This is a genomic window from Geomonas sp. RF6 (assembly GCF_021044625.1).
Classification (GTDB): Bacteria; Desulfobacterota; Desulfuromonadia; order Geobacterales; family Geobacteraceae; genus RF6.
Genome location: NZ_CP087999.1, coordinates 3,713,881 through 3,730,765 on the forward strand (window position 1 = coordinate 3,713,881; position 16,885 = coordinate 3,730,765).

At 61.2% G+C, this 16,885-nt stretch carries 15 protein-coding genes and 1 riboswitch; of the genes, 9 read left to right on the forward strand and 6 right to left on the reverse strand.

The features are described 5' to 3' along the window. Positions 1-244 precede the first annotated feature (244 nt). Both LPW11_RS15960 and LPW11_RS15965 read left to right on the forward strand, forming a co-directional pair. The gene (locus LPW11_RS15960) at positions 245-1,081 is read left to right on the forward strand and encodes a spermidine synthase (RefSeq protein WP_230994868.1); all 837 of its coding nucleotides are present in this window, start codon (positions 245-247) and stop codon (positions 1,079-1,081) included. Between the two features lie 98 nt (positions 1,082-1,179). Next, on the forward strand, positions 1,180-2,328 hold the full coding sequence (locus LPW11_RS15965; protein WP_230998305.1) for a pyridoxal phosphate-dependent aminotransferase: 1,149 nt from the start codon (positions 1,180-1,182) through the stop codon (positions 2,326-2,328). 176 nt (positions 2,329-2,504) lie between these two features. Here LPW11_RS15965 and LPW11_RS15970 read toward each other — a convergent pair whose 3' ends face one another. The 3 genes from LPW11_RS15970 to LPW11_RS15980 form a co-directional block, all read right to left on the reverse strand. Beyond that, positions 2,505-3,047, reverse strand: coding sequence for a YaeQ family protein (locus LPW11_RS15970; RefSeq protein WP_230994869.1), 543 nt, complete (start codon positions 3,045-3,047; stop codon positions 2,505-2,507). After that, positions 3,047-3,511, reverse strand: coding sequence for a YaiI/YqxD family protein (locus LPW11_RS15975; protein WP_230998306.1), 465 nt, complete (start codon positions 3,509-3,511; stop codon positions 3,047-3,049). Before LPW11_RS15975 ends, LPW11_RS15970 begins: the two co-directional genes overlap by 1 nt. A 207-nt stretch (positions 3,512-3,718) precedes the next feature. Then, a complete protein-coding gene (locus LPW11_RS15980) occupies positions 3,719-4,957 on the reverse strand; it encodes an MFS transporter (protein WP_230994870.1) in 1,239 nt (412 codons plus the stop codon). A gap of 144 nt (positions 4,958-5,101) precedes the next feature. Between LPW11_RS15980 and LPW11_RS15985 the strand changes: the two genes are divergently transcribed. Then, the gene (locus tag LPW11_RS15985; RefSeq protein WP_230994871.1) at positions 5,102-5,986 is read left to right on the forward strand and encodes a LysR family transcriptional regulator; all 885 of its coding nucleotides are present in this window, start codon (positions 5,102-5,104) and stop codon (positions 5,984-5,986) included. Between the two features lie 16 nt (positions 5,987-6,002). On the opposite strand, the gene LPW11_RS15990 is transcribed toward LPW11_RS15985, so the two are convergent. Beyond that, positions 6,003-6,863, reverse strand: coding sequence for a formate/nitrite transporter family protein (locus tag LPW11_RS15990; RefSeq protein ID WP_230994872.1), 861 nt, complete (start codon positions 6,861-6,863; stop codon positions 6,003-6,005). 215 nt (positions 6,864-7,078) lie between these two features. Between LPW11_RS15990 and LPW11_RS15995 the strand changes: the two genes are divergently transcribed. The 6 genes from LPW11_RS15995 to LPW11_RS16020 all read left to right on the forward strand — a co-directional run bounded on the left by LPW11_RS15995 (position 7,079) and on the right by LPW11_RS16020 (position 13,705). Beyond that, entirely contained in the window at positions 7,079-7,591 is a 513-nt protein-coding gene (locus tag LPW11_RS15995; RefSeq protein ID WP_230994873.1) for a DinB family protein, read from the forward strand. 139 nt (positions 7,592-7,730) lie between these two features. Beyond that, on the forward strand, positions 7,731-8,537 hold the full coding sequence (locus tag LPW11_RS16000) for an alpha/beta fold hydrolase (protein WP_230994874.1): 807 nt from the start codon (positions 7,731-7,733) through the stop codon (positions 8,535-8,537). 185 nt (positions 8,538-8,722) lie between these two features. Next, the gene (locus LPW11_RS16005; protein WP_230994875.1) at positions 8,723-9,607 is read left to right on the forward strand and encodes an NAD-dependent epimerase/dehydratase family protein; all 885 of its coding nucleotides are present in this window, start codon (positions 8,723-8,725) and stop codon (positions 9,605-9,607) included. Further along, entirely contained in the window at positions 9,604-9,876 is a 273-nt protein-coding gene (locus LPW11_RS16010; RefSeq protein WP_230994876.1) for a DUF1294 domain-containing protein, read from the forward strand. The genes LPW11_RS16005 and LPW11_RS16010 overlap by 4 nt, the downstream gene beginning before the upstream one ends. A 411-nt stretch (positions 9,877-10,287) precedes the next feature. Further along, positions 10,288-10,371, reverse strand: a riboswitch (cyclic di-GMP riboswitch). Positions 10,372-10,577: 206 nt separating this feature from the next. Beyond that, the gene (polX, locus tag LPW11_RS16015; protein WP_230994877.1) at positions 10,578-12,308 is read left to right on the forward strand and encodes a DNA polymerase/3'-5' exonuclease PolX; all 1,731 of its coding nucleotides are present in this window, start codon (positions 10,578-10,580) and stop codon (positions 12,306-12,308) included. A 32-nt stretch (positions 12,309-12,340) separates the two neighbouring features. Further along, entirely contained in the window at positions 12,341-13,705 is a 1,365-nt protein-coding gene (locus tag LPW11_RS16020; protein ID WP_230994878.1) for an NAD-dependent succinate-semialdehyde dehydrogenase, read from the forward strand. Positions 13,706-13,969: 264 nt separating this feature from the next. Here the strand turns inward: LPW11_RS16020 and LPW11_RS16025 are convergent, their stop codons facing one another. Then, a complete protein-coding gene (locus LPW11_RS16025) occupies positions 13,970-14,524 on the reverse strand; it encodes a histidine kinase (RefSeq protein WP_230994879.1) in 555 nt (184 codons plus the stop codon). Positions 14,525-14,637: 113 nt separating this feature from the next. Further along, on the reverse strand, positions 14,638-16,872 hold the full coding sequence (locus LPW11_RS16030; protein ID WP_230994880.1) for a putative bifunctional diguanylate cyclase/phosphodiesterase: 2,235 nt from the start codon (positions 16,870-16,872) through the stop codon (positions 14,638-14,640). Between the last annotated feature and the right edge of the window lie 13 nt (positions 16,873-16,885).

The following is a 16,885-nucleotide window of genomic DNA, read 5'->3' on the forward strand; positions in this document are numbered from 1 at the left end:
TATGATAAGTGTACCAAGATACGGGAAACAGTGCTGCATTGACCTTTTCCAACGACGGTTGGTATGCCTTCTATCGGCCCTTCGGACCGACATGAGGCGCAGGAGCAGAATGGGTTGCTTTTGGTCGGGGAGGTATGTTACTTGATCATGTGCATCGTTTGATGTGGCGAAACCTTTGCCAGGTACTCTTTTCCCGCTGTTTCAGGGGAGGGAGCCGGCGGCAGTAGCACATGGTGGAGATTTTATGGCAGCGCCCGGACGCGCAAAAGGACCAGAAAAGGTCGTGCACACGGAGCCCTCGATATACCGCAAGATCACCGTGTACGAGAGCGAAGGGGAGAGGTGCATCCGTTTCGGGCGTGAGCGCGCCCCGCGCCAGACCTGCATTTCGCTGAAAGATCCCGGGCACCTCGTCTTCAATTACACGAAGATGATGCTTGCCGCGTTGTATCTGCACCCGGAGCCGAGAAGGATCCTCATCATCGGGCTGGGAGGGGGGACTCTGGCGACGACACTTTCCGCCATATTTCCCGAAGCGGAGATCGATACGGTGGAGATCGACCCTGCCGTGGTGCGCGTGGCGCAGAGGTACTTCGGCTTCCGCGTGAGTGACAGGGTCCGCGTTGCAGAGGAGGACGGCCGGGCCTTCGTGCGCCGCGCGGCGCGGGAGGGTGAGAGTTTCGACATTGTCATGCTCGATGCTTTCGAGCAGGAGTACATCCCGGAGCACCTGCTGACACGGGAGTTTCTGACGGAGGTGAAGAGCGTACTGACGCCGGAAGGTGTGCTGGCCGCGAATACCTGGTCCTCCAGCCGGCTGTACGATCGGGAATCGGAGACGTACGAGTCTGTCTTTGGCAGGTTTTTCAGTCTCCGCAAGGTGAACAGGGTCATCCTGGCCCGGAAGGACGGAGTGCCGTCGAAGGAAATGATCAGGGAGAATGCCTACGCGCTGGACAAGCGGCTCGGCTCATTCGGAGTATGGAGCCAGCAGCTCTTGCCCCTCTTTTCCATGAACCGCGACTGGCGCCACGGCGCCCCCATTCTCACTGACAGAGGGACCGCGTCGCGACCGAGTTAGTCCGGGCTTCCGATCGGGAACGGCGCAACCGCAGAATCAACAAGGCCCTGTCACCACAGCCGGTGCAGGGTCTCAATCTTTAGAGGTAACGGGTGAATATGATTCCTACCACGATTCCTACCAGAGTAGATGAACTGACTTCCTTCATCGTTATGGATGTGCTCGAAGAGGCCCAGAGCATGGAGAGGGCCGGCCACAAGGTGATCCATCTCGAGGTGGGGGAGCCGGACTTCGACGTGCCGGAGTGCGTAAGCGAGGCGATCTGCAAGGCGGTGAAGGACGGCCGCACCCACTATACCCACAGCCTGGGGATGATCGAGCTGCGGGAGGCGATTGCTGAGCACTACCACAACACCTACGGCGTGCAGGTGCATCCGGAGCAGGTTGTGGTGACCTCGGGGACATCGCCTGCCATGTTCAGCATGTTCTCCATGATCCTCGAGAAAGGTTCCGAGGTTATCATCTCTGACCCACACTATGCCTGTTACCCAAACTTCATAAAATTTCTGGACGGAAAGGTGGTGACCGTTCCGGTATACGAGGAGGACGGTTTCCAGTACCGGCCGGAGGCGATCCGCGAGAAGATAACGGACAGGACGAAGGCGATCCTCATGAACTCGCCGTGCAACCCGACCGGCACGGTATTGTCGGCGGACCGGATGCGCGCCATCAGCAACATGGGGCCGTGGGCGATCTCGGACGAGATCTATCATGGGCTGAATTACGTCGGGGAGGAGCACACGGTGCTCGAATTCACCGACCGCGCCTTCGTGTTGAACGGGTTCTCCAAGGCTTTTGCCATGACGGGGTTGCGGCTCGGCTACCTGATCGCGCCGAAGGCGTTTGTGCCGACATTGCAGAAGCTGCAGCAGAATTTTTTCCTGGCTCCGAACTCCGTGGCGCAGATCGGCGGCATCGCAGCTCTGAAGGAAGCGCAGGCAGACGTGGTGAGGATGCGGGGAATCTATGACAGCAGGAGGCGCTTCATGATCGACCGCCTGCGGGAGATCGGCTTCGGGATTCCTGTGGAGCCGACCGGCGCCTTCTACGTCTTTGCCAATGCCCGCCATATTTCGGAGGACTCATACAAGCTGGCGTTCGAGATCCTCAAGAAGGTGCACGTCGGCGTCACCCCCGGGATCGACTTCGGCAAAGGGGGGGAAGGGTACCTCAGGTTTTCCTATGCGAACTCCATGGAGAATATTGCGGAAGGGCTGAACCGGCTGGAGGCGATGCTGAAGGGGTAGGAGCCTGAAGAGGGCGTCTTCCTCCGCATAACTGCCAAGATTATGCCGGAAACGCTTTGCTTATTCCGGCCTACAGTACACAATCCTCTGCCCCGCGCCACTAACGGCCGCACGAGACCTCGCGTTCCCCCCTTTGCGAAGGGGGGGCAGGGGGGATTGGGGGCACTCCCCTTTTTCTACCGAGCTCCGCAGTGCACTGCTATCGGTGTTTCCAGCGACTCGCCGCCGATCTGGAGATAGACAGTACCCTCTGTTATGGTTATCTCCCAGCTGATGGAACGCTGCACGAGGGCGGCGAGACGGTTGATGAAGGCCTGCTCGACCGTCGCGACCGTCAGATTCCCCACGCCCACGAGCTTCGGCAGGTGATGCCGCTCCCAATGCGGCAGCGAGTTGCCACAGGCCAGAAGCGCTACGCGTCCTGCGTGCCGCGCGGCCTTTGCCACCCTTTCCGGCTCCGGCACACCCACCTCGATCCACGACAGCACCCGCCCGTCAGCCTCCTTGCTCCAGAGATCCGGCTCCTCCCCCACGCAGATCCCTTTGGTGAACTGCACCCCTTCTTCGTGAAAAATGGCGTAGGCGAGGAGCCGCGCGACCAGGCGCTCCGCCGTTTCTGAGGGATGCCGTGCCACGGTCGCCTGCAAGGATTCGTAGACGCCGCGGTCGATGTCGGAGAGCTGGATGGAAGCTTTGTGAACTGTTGAGGGGAGTGCCATTAACGTGGTCCTTTGCCGCGGGTCATTTGGGTGAGAAGACGGTCCAGAGCGGATGCGAAGCGCTGGCGGTCGGTGAGGGAGAACTGGCTCGGGCCGCCGGTGACGAGGCCGTTGCCGCGCAACTCCGCCATCAGGTCGCGCATTGCGAGCCGCTCCCCCACGTTCTCTTCGGTGTAGAGTTCGCCGCGAGGGTCGAGAGCCACACCCCCCTTGGCGACGACCCGCGCGGCGAGGGGGATGTCGGCGGTGATGACGAGGTCGTCCGCGGCGGCGTTTTCGGCGATGTAGTCGTCGGCCACGTCGAAACCGTCAGCTACGACAGTTGACTGTATGAGAGTGGTGTGGTGCTTCGCCAGGCTCTTGTTTGCCACGAGCTGGACGGGGAGTTTCAGGCGTTCGGACGCGCGGAAGATGATCTCCTTGATCACCCGCGGGCAGGCATCGGCATCGATCCAGATTTTCAGAAGTGCTCCTTGCTGTTCATGGGGAGTGTACGCTGGCGCAACGAAAAGTGGATGATATGCCGGATGGGCGAGAAAGACAAGGGGAGACGTCCCATAGCCGGTGCCAGAGGAAAAGGGGACTGGCTACTTTTCCATAGAAAAGTTGCCTGTCCCCCTTCCGCCTTTCGGGCGCGTGGAAAAGTTGCCTGTCCCCCTTTTGCTGCGTGATCAGTTGCCGGAACGGAGCGCAAGTCCCGCTGGCTCTTCACCGTGGGGAGCTTCCTCTCGTGCCACGACCCGTGAGAGGACTGCGGCGACGATGCCGCCTACTGCAACGAGGCTGCAAATCAGGGCGACCACGCCGCTCCACCCCTCCGTCGACCAGAAGACGCCGCCGACCGTCCCTGAGATGCTGGAGCCGAGGTAGTAGGAGCAGAGATAGAGGGAGGAGGCTTGCGCCTTGGCGGTGGCTGCCCGGCTCCCGACCCAGCTGGAGGCGGTGGCGTGGGCGGCAAAGAAGCCGGCGGTGAAGACGGCCATCCCGCACACCATGGCGGGGACCTCCGGAGCCAGCGTGATGGTCGCGCCAACACCCATCAGCGTGATGGCAAAGACAAGGGTCTTGTCCCTGCCGAGACGGCGTGAGACCTTGCCGGCCGAGGCGGAGCTCCAGGAACCGATGAGGTAGACGAGGAAGAGCCAGCTCACCGTCGTGTGGCTGAAGTGGTACGGCGTCCCCAGGAGGCGGAAGGTGATGTAGTTGTACATGGTGACGAAGCCGCCGGTCAGGAGAAAGGCGATGCCGTACAGGCAGAGGAGCCCGGGGTCGCGCAGGTGCCTGTAGAGGGACGTGAAAAGGTAGGAGACCTTGAAAGTCTGGCGGCGGAAGTGGACGGAAGGGGGGAGGCTCCTGGCAAAGATAAAGGAGAGCCCGATGCAGATGACGCCGATGGCGCCGATCGCGACGCGCCAGGAGAAGAGGTCGGTGACGGAAGCGGTGAAGATACGCCCGGTCATCCCCCCGACGGCATTTCCGCCGATGTACAGTCCCATGGCGGCTGCAAGTGACGAGGGCGCCACCTCTTCGCTGAGGTAGGCCATCGCAACGGCAGGAAGTCCCGCCAGCACGGCGCCCTGTATCAGCCGCACCCCGAGGAGGGTGGGAAAGCTCTGCGTGAGCGGGGTGATGAGCGCCAGAATGGAGGTGATGAAGAGGGAGGCGACCATCACCGGCTTGCGCCCGAAGCATTCAGAGAAGGTCCCGGCGACCAGCATGGTTGCTGCGAGTGCCGCCGTCGAAAGAGAGAGGGGCAGGCTCGCCAGCGCCGCCGGCACTCCGTACTCCTTGGAGAAGACCGGCAGCAGCGGCTGCACGTCGTACAGCGTCACGAAGGTAACAAATCCTGCCGCGAAGAACGCGAGGTTTATCGTCCGGAAGGTGCGGCTCCCCTTTTCTACCTTACCCATTCTTTTCCCCTGCCTTGCTGAAGATTTCACCACTGTAGAAGCGCTTCCAGTTTCCGATGACCTCAACAATACCAGTGCCACATCCATAAATAAAATATATAATATTTATGTATAGTATAAGCTGTAGTTATGATAGGGGGCGGGATGGAACTTCGGCAACTGCAATTTTTCGTGGAGATCGTCAGGCAAAGCAGCTTCACCAAGGCGGCGGAACGGCTGCATGTGGCGCAACCTGCGGTGAGCATGGCGATGAAGAAGCTCGAGGATGAGCTCGATCTGGTTCTCTTCAACAGGCAGGAGAGGCGGGCACAGTTAACTGCTGAAGGAGCCATCTTTCTGCGGCATGCGGAGAAGATCCTCGATGAGGTGGCGGCGACCGAGGCGGAGATGGAGGAGTTGCGAGGTGTCGCGAAGGGGGAGGTGCGTATAGGGATCCCGCCGATGCTGAGTGCATACTTTTTCCCGCAGATCATCCGCGACTTCATCGGCCGCTACCCGGGGCTCAACATCACGGTTTCGGGAGAGGGTGCCTCCAGCATTCAGAAGATGATCCTGCAGGGGGAACTCGACCTCGGGGTGATCGCCGGGGCGAGCTTTCCCGAGACGCTGGAGATGCAAAGGCTGTTACGCGAAGAAGTAATTATCTGTCTGCCGAAGTCGCACCCGTTGGCGTCGAGGAAGAGCCTGACGGCACGCGAACTGGCGTCGGAGCCCCTTATCATGTACCAGGAGGGGTACTACCTGCGGGAGCTCATTCTCGAGGTGCTGAAGGAGGCCGGGGTGACGCCGAAGATCGCATTCGAGACGAACCTCTTCTCGTTGGCAAAGCCGCTGGTCCAGAACGGGCTGGGGATTTCCGTATTCCTGGAAATGGTCATTGCGGAAGATGATGAACTGCAGAGTGTTTCATTCGACCCGCCGCTGTATCTCGATCTGCTGATCGGGTGGAAGAAGCACGGATACCTTTCCCGTGCCAATCGGGCGTTCCTCGACTTTCTCCTGGAGAAGGGGATCGGCACCTCGAAATAATGGGGGTGGAGGGGACCTACTTGTTGTTGCCGTTTCCCCCCTTTCTTTTGCCCGAGATGACCTGTGCATGGTTCAACGCGGCGACGAGCGCGACTCCGCCTACGACGTTGCCGGCGAGGGTCGGCAGCATGTAGTGCGTAAGGTACTCCACGAAGGGGAGGGCGCCTGTCGTCACCAGGTAAAGGGTCTCCGCCGATCCGCAGATGATGTGGGACATCTTCCCAAGCCCCACGAGGTAGGTGATGATTATGATGATCGCCACGCGCGATGAGTCCGCCCCCGGCAGGAGCCACACCATCAGGGCGATCAGCCACCCGCCGAAAATCCCCTTGAAGAAGATTGCACTCGTGCCGGGAGCCATCGCTTCGTGGCCGATGGTGGCAAAACTCTGCAGCACGTGAGGATCGAAGACCGGTTCACGCAGTCCCAGCGTGAACAGCCACACCCCGAGCAGATTGGCCAGGAGCACGATAGTCCACAGCCTGATCACGTTGAAGAGAGTGCTCCGATCTCTGCGATACAAGAGGGGGAGGATGACGGTGAGCGTGTTCTCCGTGAAGAGCTGCTGCCGTCCGAGGATGACGATGAGAAAGCCGATGGTATAGCCGAACTTTCCGATGAGCGGGCGCCAGGGGAGGTCGGGGAGGTGGGCGTGCAGAATCCCCTCGCCGACGAGGGAAAACCCCATGGAGAGGCCCGCAGCGAGGCCGGACCAGGCAAGAGCCGAGGAGGGGCGGCCAAGCTCCGCTTCACCCTCCTTGCGGACCGCCTCGTGCACAACAATGGCGGCGATGCTGGTCGCCTCCTCAATCTTTCGCTCCTCTTCCGGGGAAACAGAGAGCGGGTGGGCCTCGTCATCTGATCTTGCTGCGGTCATGCCGGCTCCTGAGGTGCTGCATTCCCAGCACTTCTAGAAGTTTATCACACCCCGCAGCACCGCTTTTTATCGCGCCTTGAAGCTGATCCCACTTTCATCATTGCAGTTACCCCTTCCCGCGATGGTATTGTTACTAGAGAAGGTGAAGCCAGTCTGCAAGGCGCTCCACCCCCCGACTTCGGGGGCAGGATCAGCGGAAAAGGAGGTGGCATCACATGCCAACTATGAGCGGATATCAGCTATCCCAGGGAATCAGGCAGAAAATGGAGCTGTTGAAGAAGGTCTGCATGGAGGTTGACGAGGATATGGCCGCCCGCGCCCCCGCGGGACGGTGGTCTCCAAAGGAGATCCTTTCGCACATGGCAGGTCCGGATGGAGTAGGGTACATGCCCTCGCTGCGCGCCTTTCTCGACACCGAGATGCCAACGATAGAGATGGAGGCTGAAAACCCCTTTTATTCCGAGCGGCGGGTAAAGATGAGCTTTGCCGAGCTCCTCGTCGAGGTGGAGAGGGAATACGACACCATGGCGCAGTTCGCTGCGACGCTCGATGATGAGCAGCTTGACCGCACCGCCCGAATTCCGATGCTGAAAGACTCACCCCTGGGGGAGAACCCGACACTGGAAGGATTGATCGGCGGGCTCGGCCACTATCATGTGCAGTTCCATATCGACCACCTGCGGGAGATCGTGCACGAGCTGGCACAGGAAGCGGATCTGCAACATTAGGGCGCGGGAACTCTTCCGGTCTCTGAAGCTGAGCCGGTGGGCGTCGCGGCGAGGGAGTAAGTCATCCTCGATTGCCAGGGGATGACAAAGAAGCGCTTCATCGTAGAATTGGGGTACGCGACGGCGGGCGGGTTCATCTATGCCGGACGCCATCACTGAAGAAAACCAGGAGAAGAGCCAGATGCGCCTGAACTACGAGACGTACGGGGAAGGGCATCCGCTGGTAATCCTGCACGGCCTTTTCGGCTCGCTGGAGAACTGGCGGACCATCGGGAAGGAACTGGGTCGCCACTACCGGGTCTTTGCGCTCGACCTGCGCAACCACGGCAAATCGCCCCACGCTGACGACTTCGACTACGCGACCATGGCCGAAGACCTTCACGCCTTTGTCGAGGAGCAGTCGCTGTCGCGGATATTTCTCCTTGGACACTCCATGGGGGGGAAGGTGGCGATGCAATTCAGCGTGACGTGGCCGGAGCTGGTGGAAAAACTGGTGGTGGTGGACATGTCTCCGAAGGAGTACAACCCCCAGCACCGGGAGATCCTCGAGGCGATGCTATCCCTTCACCCGGAGCGCTTCACCGAGCGGAAAGAGGTGGACCATGCGCTCTCCTCTGCCATCAAGGACTCGGCTACGCGACTCTTCCTTTTGAAGAACCTGGTAGCAGACGAAAGGGGCCGCTTTGCCTGGCGCCTCAACCTGAAAGCTATCGCCCGCAACTACGGCGACCTGGTGAAGGGCATTCCCGCCGGGCGCGCCTTCGACGGCCCCACGCTCTTTATGAAAGGGGAAAACTCCAACTACATCAGGCAGGAGGATGTCTCCCGGATAAAGCACCTCTTCCCGGCTGCCTACGTCGTCTCCGTACCGGATGCGGGGCATTGGGTGCACGCGGAGAATCCCACCTTTTTCCTCAGTTCCGTCATCGCATTCCTCCATTCCTGAATCGAGACGGCGTCATGCACTTCCGGCAAGGGGAGGGCGTGACCTCCTGTCTACAGCACGTAGCTCCCCCCAAAGAACACTCTCCCTTACGAAAAGGTTGACCTGCGCCGCATAAAGTAGCAATTATCTCCTTTCATGTTTTGGAAGAGGATAGTCGGTGCAGACGCTCGACCAGAGGAGAGATTATGCAACAGGTAGTCATCGCAGGATGTGGCCGGATCGGGACGCGTGTGGCGCGGCTTTGGAGAGAGAGGGGCGCGACGGTGACGTGCATGGTGCGCTCGCCGGAGCACCAGGCGGCGCTGGAGAACGACGGATTTCTCGTCCACAGGTGCAGCTTCGACGAGGCTTCGGATCTGACCCTGCCGCAGATGGAGGGAACCGTCCTCTACTACTTCGTCCCCCCTCCCGGTGGAGGTTTCAGCGATACCCGCGCGCGCAATTTTTGCTCCGCGCTGATTTCGGCCGACGCGCCGCCGGCGACTATCGTCTATATCTCTGCGACTTCCGTCTACAGTGAGACCCGTGGAGGTGTCGTGACTGAATCATCCCCCACAGACCCGCCGTCGGCGATGGGGAAGCGCCGTCTCGATGCGGAGGATGCTTTTCGCGGATATGCTGCTGCGAGCGGTGCGGCGCTCGTGATTCTCAGGGTGAGCGGGATCTATGGACCTGAGATGCTGCCGCTCATGCAGATACGGCAGGGGCAGCCGCTCCTGAGGGAGGCGGATGCCGGTCCCAGCAACCGCATCCATGCGGACGATCTCGCGCAGATATGCGTGACGGCCGCAGAAAAAGGGAGTGACGGCGACATCTTCAATGTCAGTGATGGCAATCCGAGCAGCATCACGGCCTATTTCAACGCCTGCGCCGACGCGCTCGGGGAACCGCGCCAGCCGCAGGTCTCGCTGACCGAGGCGCGGCAGGTGCTCTCTCCCCTCATGTACTCCTACGTCAGCGAGACACGGATCGTGGACAACACGGCAATGATCGAGCGGCTGGGTGTGACGTTGCGCTATCCCACCCTTCAGGAGGGTCTGAGGGCGTCGGTGGCGGAGCGTCTGGGATGATGGCGACCGGCGTTGTACACCTGTATGTCGCGGCAAGCGCAGTTGCCGTTGTTGCCTATGGCGTCGACAAGGTAGCGGCAAAGATGGGGGCGCGCCGCATTCCCGAGGTGTATCTGCAGATCATAGCGTTTGCCGGTGGATGGCCGGGGGCACTGCTGGCGCAGCAGATTTTTCGTCACAAGTGCAGCAAGCGCTCCTTTCAGGTCACCTTCTGGAGCGCGGCTGCCGCAAATTCGGCGGCCCTCCTCGCTGCAGCCTGTCTCCTGTAGGTCGGACGAGGTCGGACAGGTCGGACAGGTCGGACAGGTCGGACTGGGCGGACTGGGCGGACTGGGCGGACTGGGCGGACTGGGCGGACTGGGCGGACTGGGCGGACTGGGCGGACTGGGCGGACTGGGCGGACTGGGCGGACTGGGCGGACTGGGCGGACTGGGCGGACTGGGCGGACTGGGCGGACTGGGCGGACTGGGCGGGACCCTTGAGCGCCCCCTCCCCCCTTGCGGGGGAGGGACAGGGTGGGGGGGGAGGCGCCACCACCGACCCCGGCGGCAGCTTCACCCACCCCCTGTCCCCCTTCCGTCGAGGGAGGGGGGACTTCCAGTCAGACGCTCCAGAGAAGTTCCAAACGAAAAGGCCGTCCATTTTTCAATGGGCGGCCTTTTTAAAATGTCGCCTGTTTCTTCGGTAGCCAGGCCACCTGTGTTTTACTTTCGGGTCCTTGGCTTTGTGTCGCTGGAATTTCTTCCAGGTTACCTTTTCGGAAACAGGCTGATTTTTATTGTACCCCTCCCACCGCTCCTGTAAAGCATTTTTTGCCAAAAAAAATCTGCTGCAACAGGCGCTTCTCTATACACCTCTAAAGCTCTGCATTAGCTCCTACCCTCTCCTGCGTTTCCTCCGCGACGAGCCGATACCGAAAGGGATAAAATTACCAGGGGGGAGGGACGCCCCGCCGGTGTCGGAGGTGACGATGAAAAACCGCGAGATCGCCCGCATCTTTTCCGAAATGGCCAGCATCCTCGAGATCAAGGATGACAATGTCTTCAAAATCAGGGCGTACCGCAAGGCGGCTCTCAACCTCGAGGGGATTTCGCAGAGTCTGGAGAACCTCTCCCGCAAGGAGTTGCTGGAGATACCGGGGGTAGGGGCGGATCTCGCCGCGAAGATCGAGGAGTACCTGCAGACCGGAAAGATCGCGGCCTTCGAGGAGTTGAAGACGACGGTGCCGGCGGGGCTCCACTCCATGCTGGCCATTCCCGACCTCGGCCCAAAGACCGCGAAGCTCCTCTACGACACGCTCGGTATCAGCACCATCGAGGAGCTGGAGAAGGCGGCCGTCGAACACAGGCTGGCGGGGATCCGCGGCATCCAGCAACGGACGGAGGAAAAGATCCTCAACGGCATCCGTTCGCTCAAGCGGGGACGGGAGCGTTACCCGCTCGGGAGAATGCTCCCGGCGGCTCGTGCGCTGGTGGAGGAGCTGCAGAAGCGGGCGCAGGTGGACCGCATCGAGATCGCCGGCAGCATCCGACGCCGCAGGGAGACGATCAGGGACATAGACATAGTGGCGACAGCCCCGGTGCCCGCGGCCGTGATGGAAGTCTTCGTCAATCTATCCCAGATCGAGACGATCATGATGCGCGGCCCCACACGCTCCAGCGTTACGATCGATGAAGGGGTGCAGGTCGACCTGCGCGTGGTCGATCCCAGCTCTTTCGGGGCGGCCCTTGCCTACCTCACCGGAAGCAAGCAGCACAACGTGCGGCTGAGGGAAATGGCGGTGAAGCGCGGGCTGCGCATAAACGAGTACGGCGTATTCCAGGAGGACGGCGTGCACCGGCTCGGCGGCGAGAACGAGGAGGATATCTACCGCCTGCTCGACCTGCCGTTCATCCCGCCGGAGCTGCGCGAGGATCAGGGGGAGGTGGAAGCTGCCCTCGCAGGGACGCTGCCGCAGCTGGTGACCCTCTCGGATCTCAGGGGCGACCTTCATGTGCACACCCGCTGGAGCGACGGTTCCCACACCATAGCGGACGTGGCGGCTGCGGCCATGGCGCGGGGACTTTCGTACATTGCGGTCACCGACCATTCAAGAGGACTGGCCGTGACCGGTGGTCTCAGCATCGAGCGGCTTATGGAGCAGGGGGAGGAGATCGCCTCCTTCAACAAGACTCAATCGGGGGTGACGGTGCTGCGCGGGACGGAGATGGAGATCCATGATGACGGCACCCTGGACTATCCGGATGAGGTGCTGCAAAAGCTCGAATTCGTCGTCGCCGCAGCGCACACCGGCTTTCACCTCTCAAAAGAGCAGAACACCGCGCGACTCGTGGGGGCGATGAGGAATCCGTGGGTTGCCATAATAGCCCACCCCACGGGGAGGCTCATCGGCGAGCGGGAGCCGTATCCGGTGGACATGGAGGAAGTCCTCCGGGTGGCACGGGAAACGGGGACGGCTCTGGAGATCAGCAGCTACCCCTTCCGCCTCGACCTGAACGACCGCGACGTGCGCAGGGCGAAGGAGCTGGGGGTACGGCTGGCGATCAGCAGCGACACCCACGCGGCGCTGCAGTTTGACCATCTGCCGTACGGTATTTCAGTCGCACAGCGCGGGTGGCTTGAAAAGAAGGACCTCTTGAATGCGCTGGAGGTCCAGGATCTGCTGAAGTGGGTGAAGGGAAAGAAGGGGAGGAAGGCGTAAAGGGGGCTTTAGTCGGATAGGAGACTTTCGGTATGGCGATTCAATCGATCAATCCTGCAACGGGGAAGGTTTTGGATACTTTCGAGGAGTGGACCGCTGAAAAGACGGCTCATGTCGTCTCGCAGGTGCACAAGGCGTGGCTGGAATGGCGCAACTCCTCTTTTGCGGAGCGTGCGGCGGTCATGAAGGGGGCGGCGGAGGTGCTGCGCCACAACAGGGACGAATTTGCCCAGCTCATGGCGCTGGAGATGGGAAAGCCGATAAGACAGGGGCGCGATGAGGTGGAGAAGTGCGCCTGGGGGTGCGAGTACTTCGCGGAGAATGCGGAGGCGATGCTGGCGCCGGAGAGCGCCAACAGCGACGGCTCCGCGGCCTATGTCGCCTTTCGCCCCTTAGGTGTCGTGCTGGCGATCATGCCGTGGAACTTCCCCTTCTGGCAGGTGTTCCGTTTTGCCGCGCCGGCGCTCATGGCGGGAAATACCGCGGTTTTGAAGCACTCTTCCAACGTGCCTCTTACGGCGCTTGCCATAGAACAGGTCTTTGTGCGCGCGGGATTTCCGGAGGACGTGTTCCGCACCCTCCTGGTGAGCTCGAGCCACGCGGAAGAGGTGCTGGAAAACCCTCTCGTGCGCGCGGTCTCACTCACCGGAAGCAGCGATGCCGGACGGCATGTGGCAAGGCGGGCAGGGGAGCTGTTGAAGAAATCGGTACTGGAACTAGGGGGGAGCGATCCTTTCGTGGTACTCGACGACGCGGATCTGGACAGCGCGGCGCGCATCGCGGCGAAGGCGCGGTGCTTCAACTCCGGACAGAGCTGCATCGCGGCGAAGCGCTTCATCGTGGAGAGGAGCGTGTACGGCCCGTTCCTCAATCGCTTCAGGACGGCCATGGCTTCTCTCGTGGTGGGGGATCCGATGGAGGAGAGGACGGAGGTCGGGCCGCTGGCGCGCGGCGACCTGCGCGAGGCGTTGCATGAGCAGGTGCTCGACGCGGTGCAGCACGGCGCCGAGCTCGCACTCGGCGGCATGATACCGCACAAGGACGGCTTTTTCTACCCGACGACGGTCCTCTCCGGGGTGCGCCCTGGGATGCGGGCGTACCACGAGGAACTCTTCGGTCCCGTCGCCTCCGTCATTCCGGTGCGGGACGACGAGGAAGCGATAGAGGTGGCGAACGACACCCCCTTTGGTCTCGGCGGCTCTGTATGGACGCGTGACACGGCGAAAGGGGAGGCACTCGCTGCGCGGATCGAGGCGGGGGCTGTCTTTGTGAACGGCATGGTGAAGAGCGACCCGCGCCTTCCGTTCGGCGGGATAAAGGACTCCGGGTTCGGGCGGGAACTGTCGCGTTACGGCATCCGGGAGTTTACCAACGTGCAGACGGTGTGGATCAAGTGACAACTGCCAACACCCACCGCAAAGGCGCAAAGGACGCAAAGGAAAATCCGCAAAGAGAAGCAATCTTGTCCGCAGATTACGCACATTTCGCAGATTACATACACGCTGCCTGCTCTTTTACATGCGGGGAGAGATGACCCTGGAAACGGCAGGCAATACGGCATAGACCGTAGCCCCTATCTCTCTTTCAGCCTTTCCTTTGCGCGCAGTTCTTTGCGCTCTTTGCGTCTTTGCGGTGGGTTCTGTCTTTGCCTTTGCTTAGCCTTAGTCCCTCTCCTGCGGATGAAGCCTCTTCACATATGCCGTGCCGGTGGCGGGGAGGAAAAAAACCTTCCGCGGGTAGTGGTCCCCGAGGTCCGTGGCCCTGACCGGAATATTCCTTTCCCTCAGATAACCGATGGCAAAGGCCGCATTCTGTTCGCCGATGTGGCTCTTTCCCGCCATTACGCGCCCCGCCCCGAACACCTTTGCCTCGAGCCGCGACTGCTGCGCTCCGAGACTGTAGAGCCAGTCGAGCAGGTGCTTCATGGCGCACGCGCCGTAGCGGGTTGAGCATGCCTCGCTGCAGGTGGAGTTCTTCGGATCGCAGCGCGTTGCGCCCTGGTTTGCGAGGATCTCCGGGAGCATGAAGTGATTCATCCCGCCGACGCCACTTGTGACGTCATAGAGGCAAACCGAGACGCATGAGCCGAGAAGGGTGGTGATGGCGGTGCCGTCGGCGGTGGCAAAGAATTCCCCCGGCAGGATCTTTACCGCCTTCCGTTCGAGGGTGGGATCGAAATAGTTGTCGCGGCCGGTGGCGGCCTTACCTTCCAGCATGTGGGCTTCAGCTCCTTCTCTTTCAGCGGTCGATGCGCTCACCCGGTTGATCCGGAATGAAGCGCTGCAGGTGATAGGACATCAGGGCGAAACGTGGCAGCGGGAGGTGAGCGTTATCCTGCCTTCTGCATATGCCGCTGCGCGACGAACCCGGCGATCGGGTCCGGAGGGAGCGGCTTGCTGAGGAGAAACCCCTGCATCTCGTCGCACCCTTGCGCCGCCAGAAAATGCAGCTGCTCCACAGTCTCCACCCCTTCCGCCACCACCTTCAGGCCGAGGCTCTGCCCGGTGGCGATTATGGCCTTCACGATGGCGACGTCCTCCCGGTGGTTCGACAGGTCCTTTATGAACGACCGGTCGATCTTTATGGCGTTGACCGGCAACTTCTTCAGATAGCTGAAGGAGGAGTAGCCGGTACCGAAGTCGTCGATGCTGATGAAGACCCCTATCTGCTGCAGTCGGCCGAGAATCCCGAGTGTATGGCTGGTCTCCTGCAACATGACGCTCTCGGTTATTTCCAGCTCGAGGTATTTCGGCTCAAGTCCGCTCGCCTCCAGCGCTTTCTGGACGATCCGGACCAGGTTCTCCTGCATGAAGAGGTGGGTGGAGATGTTCACGGCGACTGCGAGCGGGGGATATCCCTCCGTCTGCCACGCCTTCACCTGCCGGCACGCCTCGGCGATCACCCATTCCGTTATCGGCACGATCAGTCCGTTTTCCTCCGCAATGGGGATGAACTCCTGCGGCGAAATCATCCCTATCTCCGGATGCTTCCAGCGCAGGAGCGCCTCGACCCCGGTGATCTCTCCGGAAGCAAGATGCATCTTCGGCTGGTAGTACAGGAGGAAGTCCCCCTGTTCCAGTGCCTTGTGCAGGCCGTTTTCCAGGGTCAGACGGGCCAGCGCGTTCTCGTTCATGCTATGGCGGTAGAACTGGTAGCGATTCTTCCCCCCGAGTTTCGCCTTGTACATGGCGGTGTCGGCATTCTTGAGGAGGATGTCGAGCGTCGTGCCATCTTTCGGGTAGATGCTTATGCCGATACTCATGGTGACGAAGACTTCGTGCTCCTCCAGCGGCATCGGCTCGGCGAACGCCTCGATGACGCGCTGGGCGACGATGGCGGGGTCGTTGTCATCCTTGATAATTCCCAGAAGGATGGTGAACTCGTCGCCGCCGAAGCGCGCCACTATCTCCACGTCGTCACTCGCGCCGGGGCGGTGCAGCAGGTCGGACTTGCGCAGTGATCTCTTCAGCCGCTCGGAAACGGTCTTCAGGACCTGATCCCCCAGGCGGTGCCCCAGGGTGTCGTTGATCCTCTTGAAGTTGTCGAGGTCGACGAGCATTATCGCCGCCTTCCCGGTCGCTCGCTGGGCGAGGGCCAGCGCCGACTCCACCTGGTCGCTGAAAAAGGTCCTGTTGGGGAGGCCGGTAAGATCGTCGAAGTAGGCCATGTGCAGGATGTGCTCCTCGGCGAGTTTGCGCTCCGTGATGTCCTCCGCGGAGATGACGATGCTCCTCACTGCGTCTCCCCGGATGACCGGCGCGGCGCCGCACGATATCACGGTCGGCGTCGGGAGATCGCACTGCACCTCCATCTCGAAGTGCACCATCGGCGCCTCACCTTCCAGGACCTTGCGCAGCGGCTCCAGCAGCGCCCCCTCTTTCTCCGGCAGCAGGTCGAGGAAAGGGCGCCCTGTCATCGCCTCCTCGTCGAAACCGAGAAGCTCGCCTGCGCGCGGGTTCGCCATCATCACCACGAGCTGGGTGTCGAGGACGAAGATCCCGTTGGTGCTGCTCTGCATGACCTGCGAGAGGAAATCGTTCGCCTCGGTGAGGGCTTCCTCAGCCTTTGCCGCGGCTCTCAGCGGCAAGGTGCGCATCCCGAGGTAGAGGGTGATGCCGAGTATGATGCCGAGAGCCGCGACGGCCGCCGAGTCGACGAGGACCTCGCGGTAGCTCGCGCTGATTTCGAGGCGCGCGACCGGCTTTCCCTTCTCCATGATGAGGTAATGGCGCTGCAATAGCGGCGGCGTCAGAGTTGTGCCGGTGCTGGCGAGCTCGTTGCCGTCCATGTCGAGCAGCTGCCGTATCTCGGGAGGACCGTGCTTCGGGCGGAGGGAGAGGAGCTCGTGCAGGCGCAGGGAGTAGTAGTGGTCGAGGGCCGGGATCTCGCGCAAAAAGCGGTTCACCATTCTGCCGTTCATCTCTGCTTCTGCTTCGAGACGACCGGCGAGGTTCTCGTAGGAGACGGCAAAATAACCGGCGGGGAGGACCGTCGCTATGACGCAGGCGAGAAGAACCGCGATCAGCGTGGTTATTTTGGTTATCGATAAAGCAGGATAGGTCATTATTTACACCCTT

Coding starts and splice junctions, on each gene's coding strand:
- LPW11_RS15960 (WP_230994868.1), top strand. CDS start 245: ATGGCAGCGCCCGGACGCGCAAAAGGACCAGAAAAGGTCGTGCACACG.
- LPW11_RS15965 (WP_230998305.1), top strand. CDS start 1,180: ATGATTCCTACCACGATTCCTACCAGAGTAGATGAACTGACTTCCTTC.
- LPW11_RS15970 (WP_230994869.1), bottom strand. CDS start 3,047: ATGGCACTCCCCTCAACAGTTCACAAAGCTTCCATCCAGCTCTCCGAC.
- LPW11_RS15980 (WP_230994870.1), bottom strand. CDS start 4,957: ATGGGTAAGGTAGAAAAGGGGAGCCGCACCTTCCGGACGATAAACCTC.
- LPW11_RS15985 (WP_230994871.1), top strand. CDS start 5,102: ATGGAACTTCGGCAACTGCAATTTTTCGTGGAGATCGTCAGGCAAAGC.
- LPW11_RS15990 (WP_230994872.1), bottom strand. CDS start 6,863: ATGACCGCAGCAAGATCAGATGACGAGGCCCACCCGCTCTCTGTTTCC.
- LPW11_RS15995 (WP_230994873.1), top strand. CDS start 7,079: ATGCCAACTATGAGCGGATATCAGCTATCCCAGGGAATCAGGCAGAAA.
- LPW11_RS16000 (WP_230994874.1), top strand. CDS start 7,731: ATGCCGGACGCCATCACTGAAGAAAACCAGGAGAAGAGCCAGATGCGC.
- LPW11_RS16005 (WP_230994875.1), top strand. CDS start 8,723: ATGCAACAGGTAGTCATCGCAGGATGTGGCCGGATCGGGACGCGTGTG.
- LPW11_RS16010 (WP_230994876.1), top strand. CDS start 9,604: ATGATGGCGACCGGCGTTGTACACCTGTATGTCGCGGCAAGCGCAGTT.
- polX (WP_230994877.1), top strand. CDS start 10,578: ATGAAAAACCGCGAGATCGCCCGCATCTTTTCCGAAATGGCCAGCATC.
- LPW11_RS16020 (WP_230994878.1), top strand. CDS start 12,341: ATGGCGATTCAATCGATCAATCCTGCAACGGGGAAGGTTTTGGATACT.
- LPW11_RS16025 (WP_230994879.1), bottom strand. CDS start 14,524: ATGCTGGAAGGTAAGGCCGCCACCGGCCGCGACAACTATTTCGATCCC.
- LPW11_RS16030 (WP_230994880.1), bottom strand. CDS start 16,872: ATGACCTATCCTGCTTTATCGATAACCAAAATAACCACGCTGATCGCG.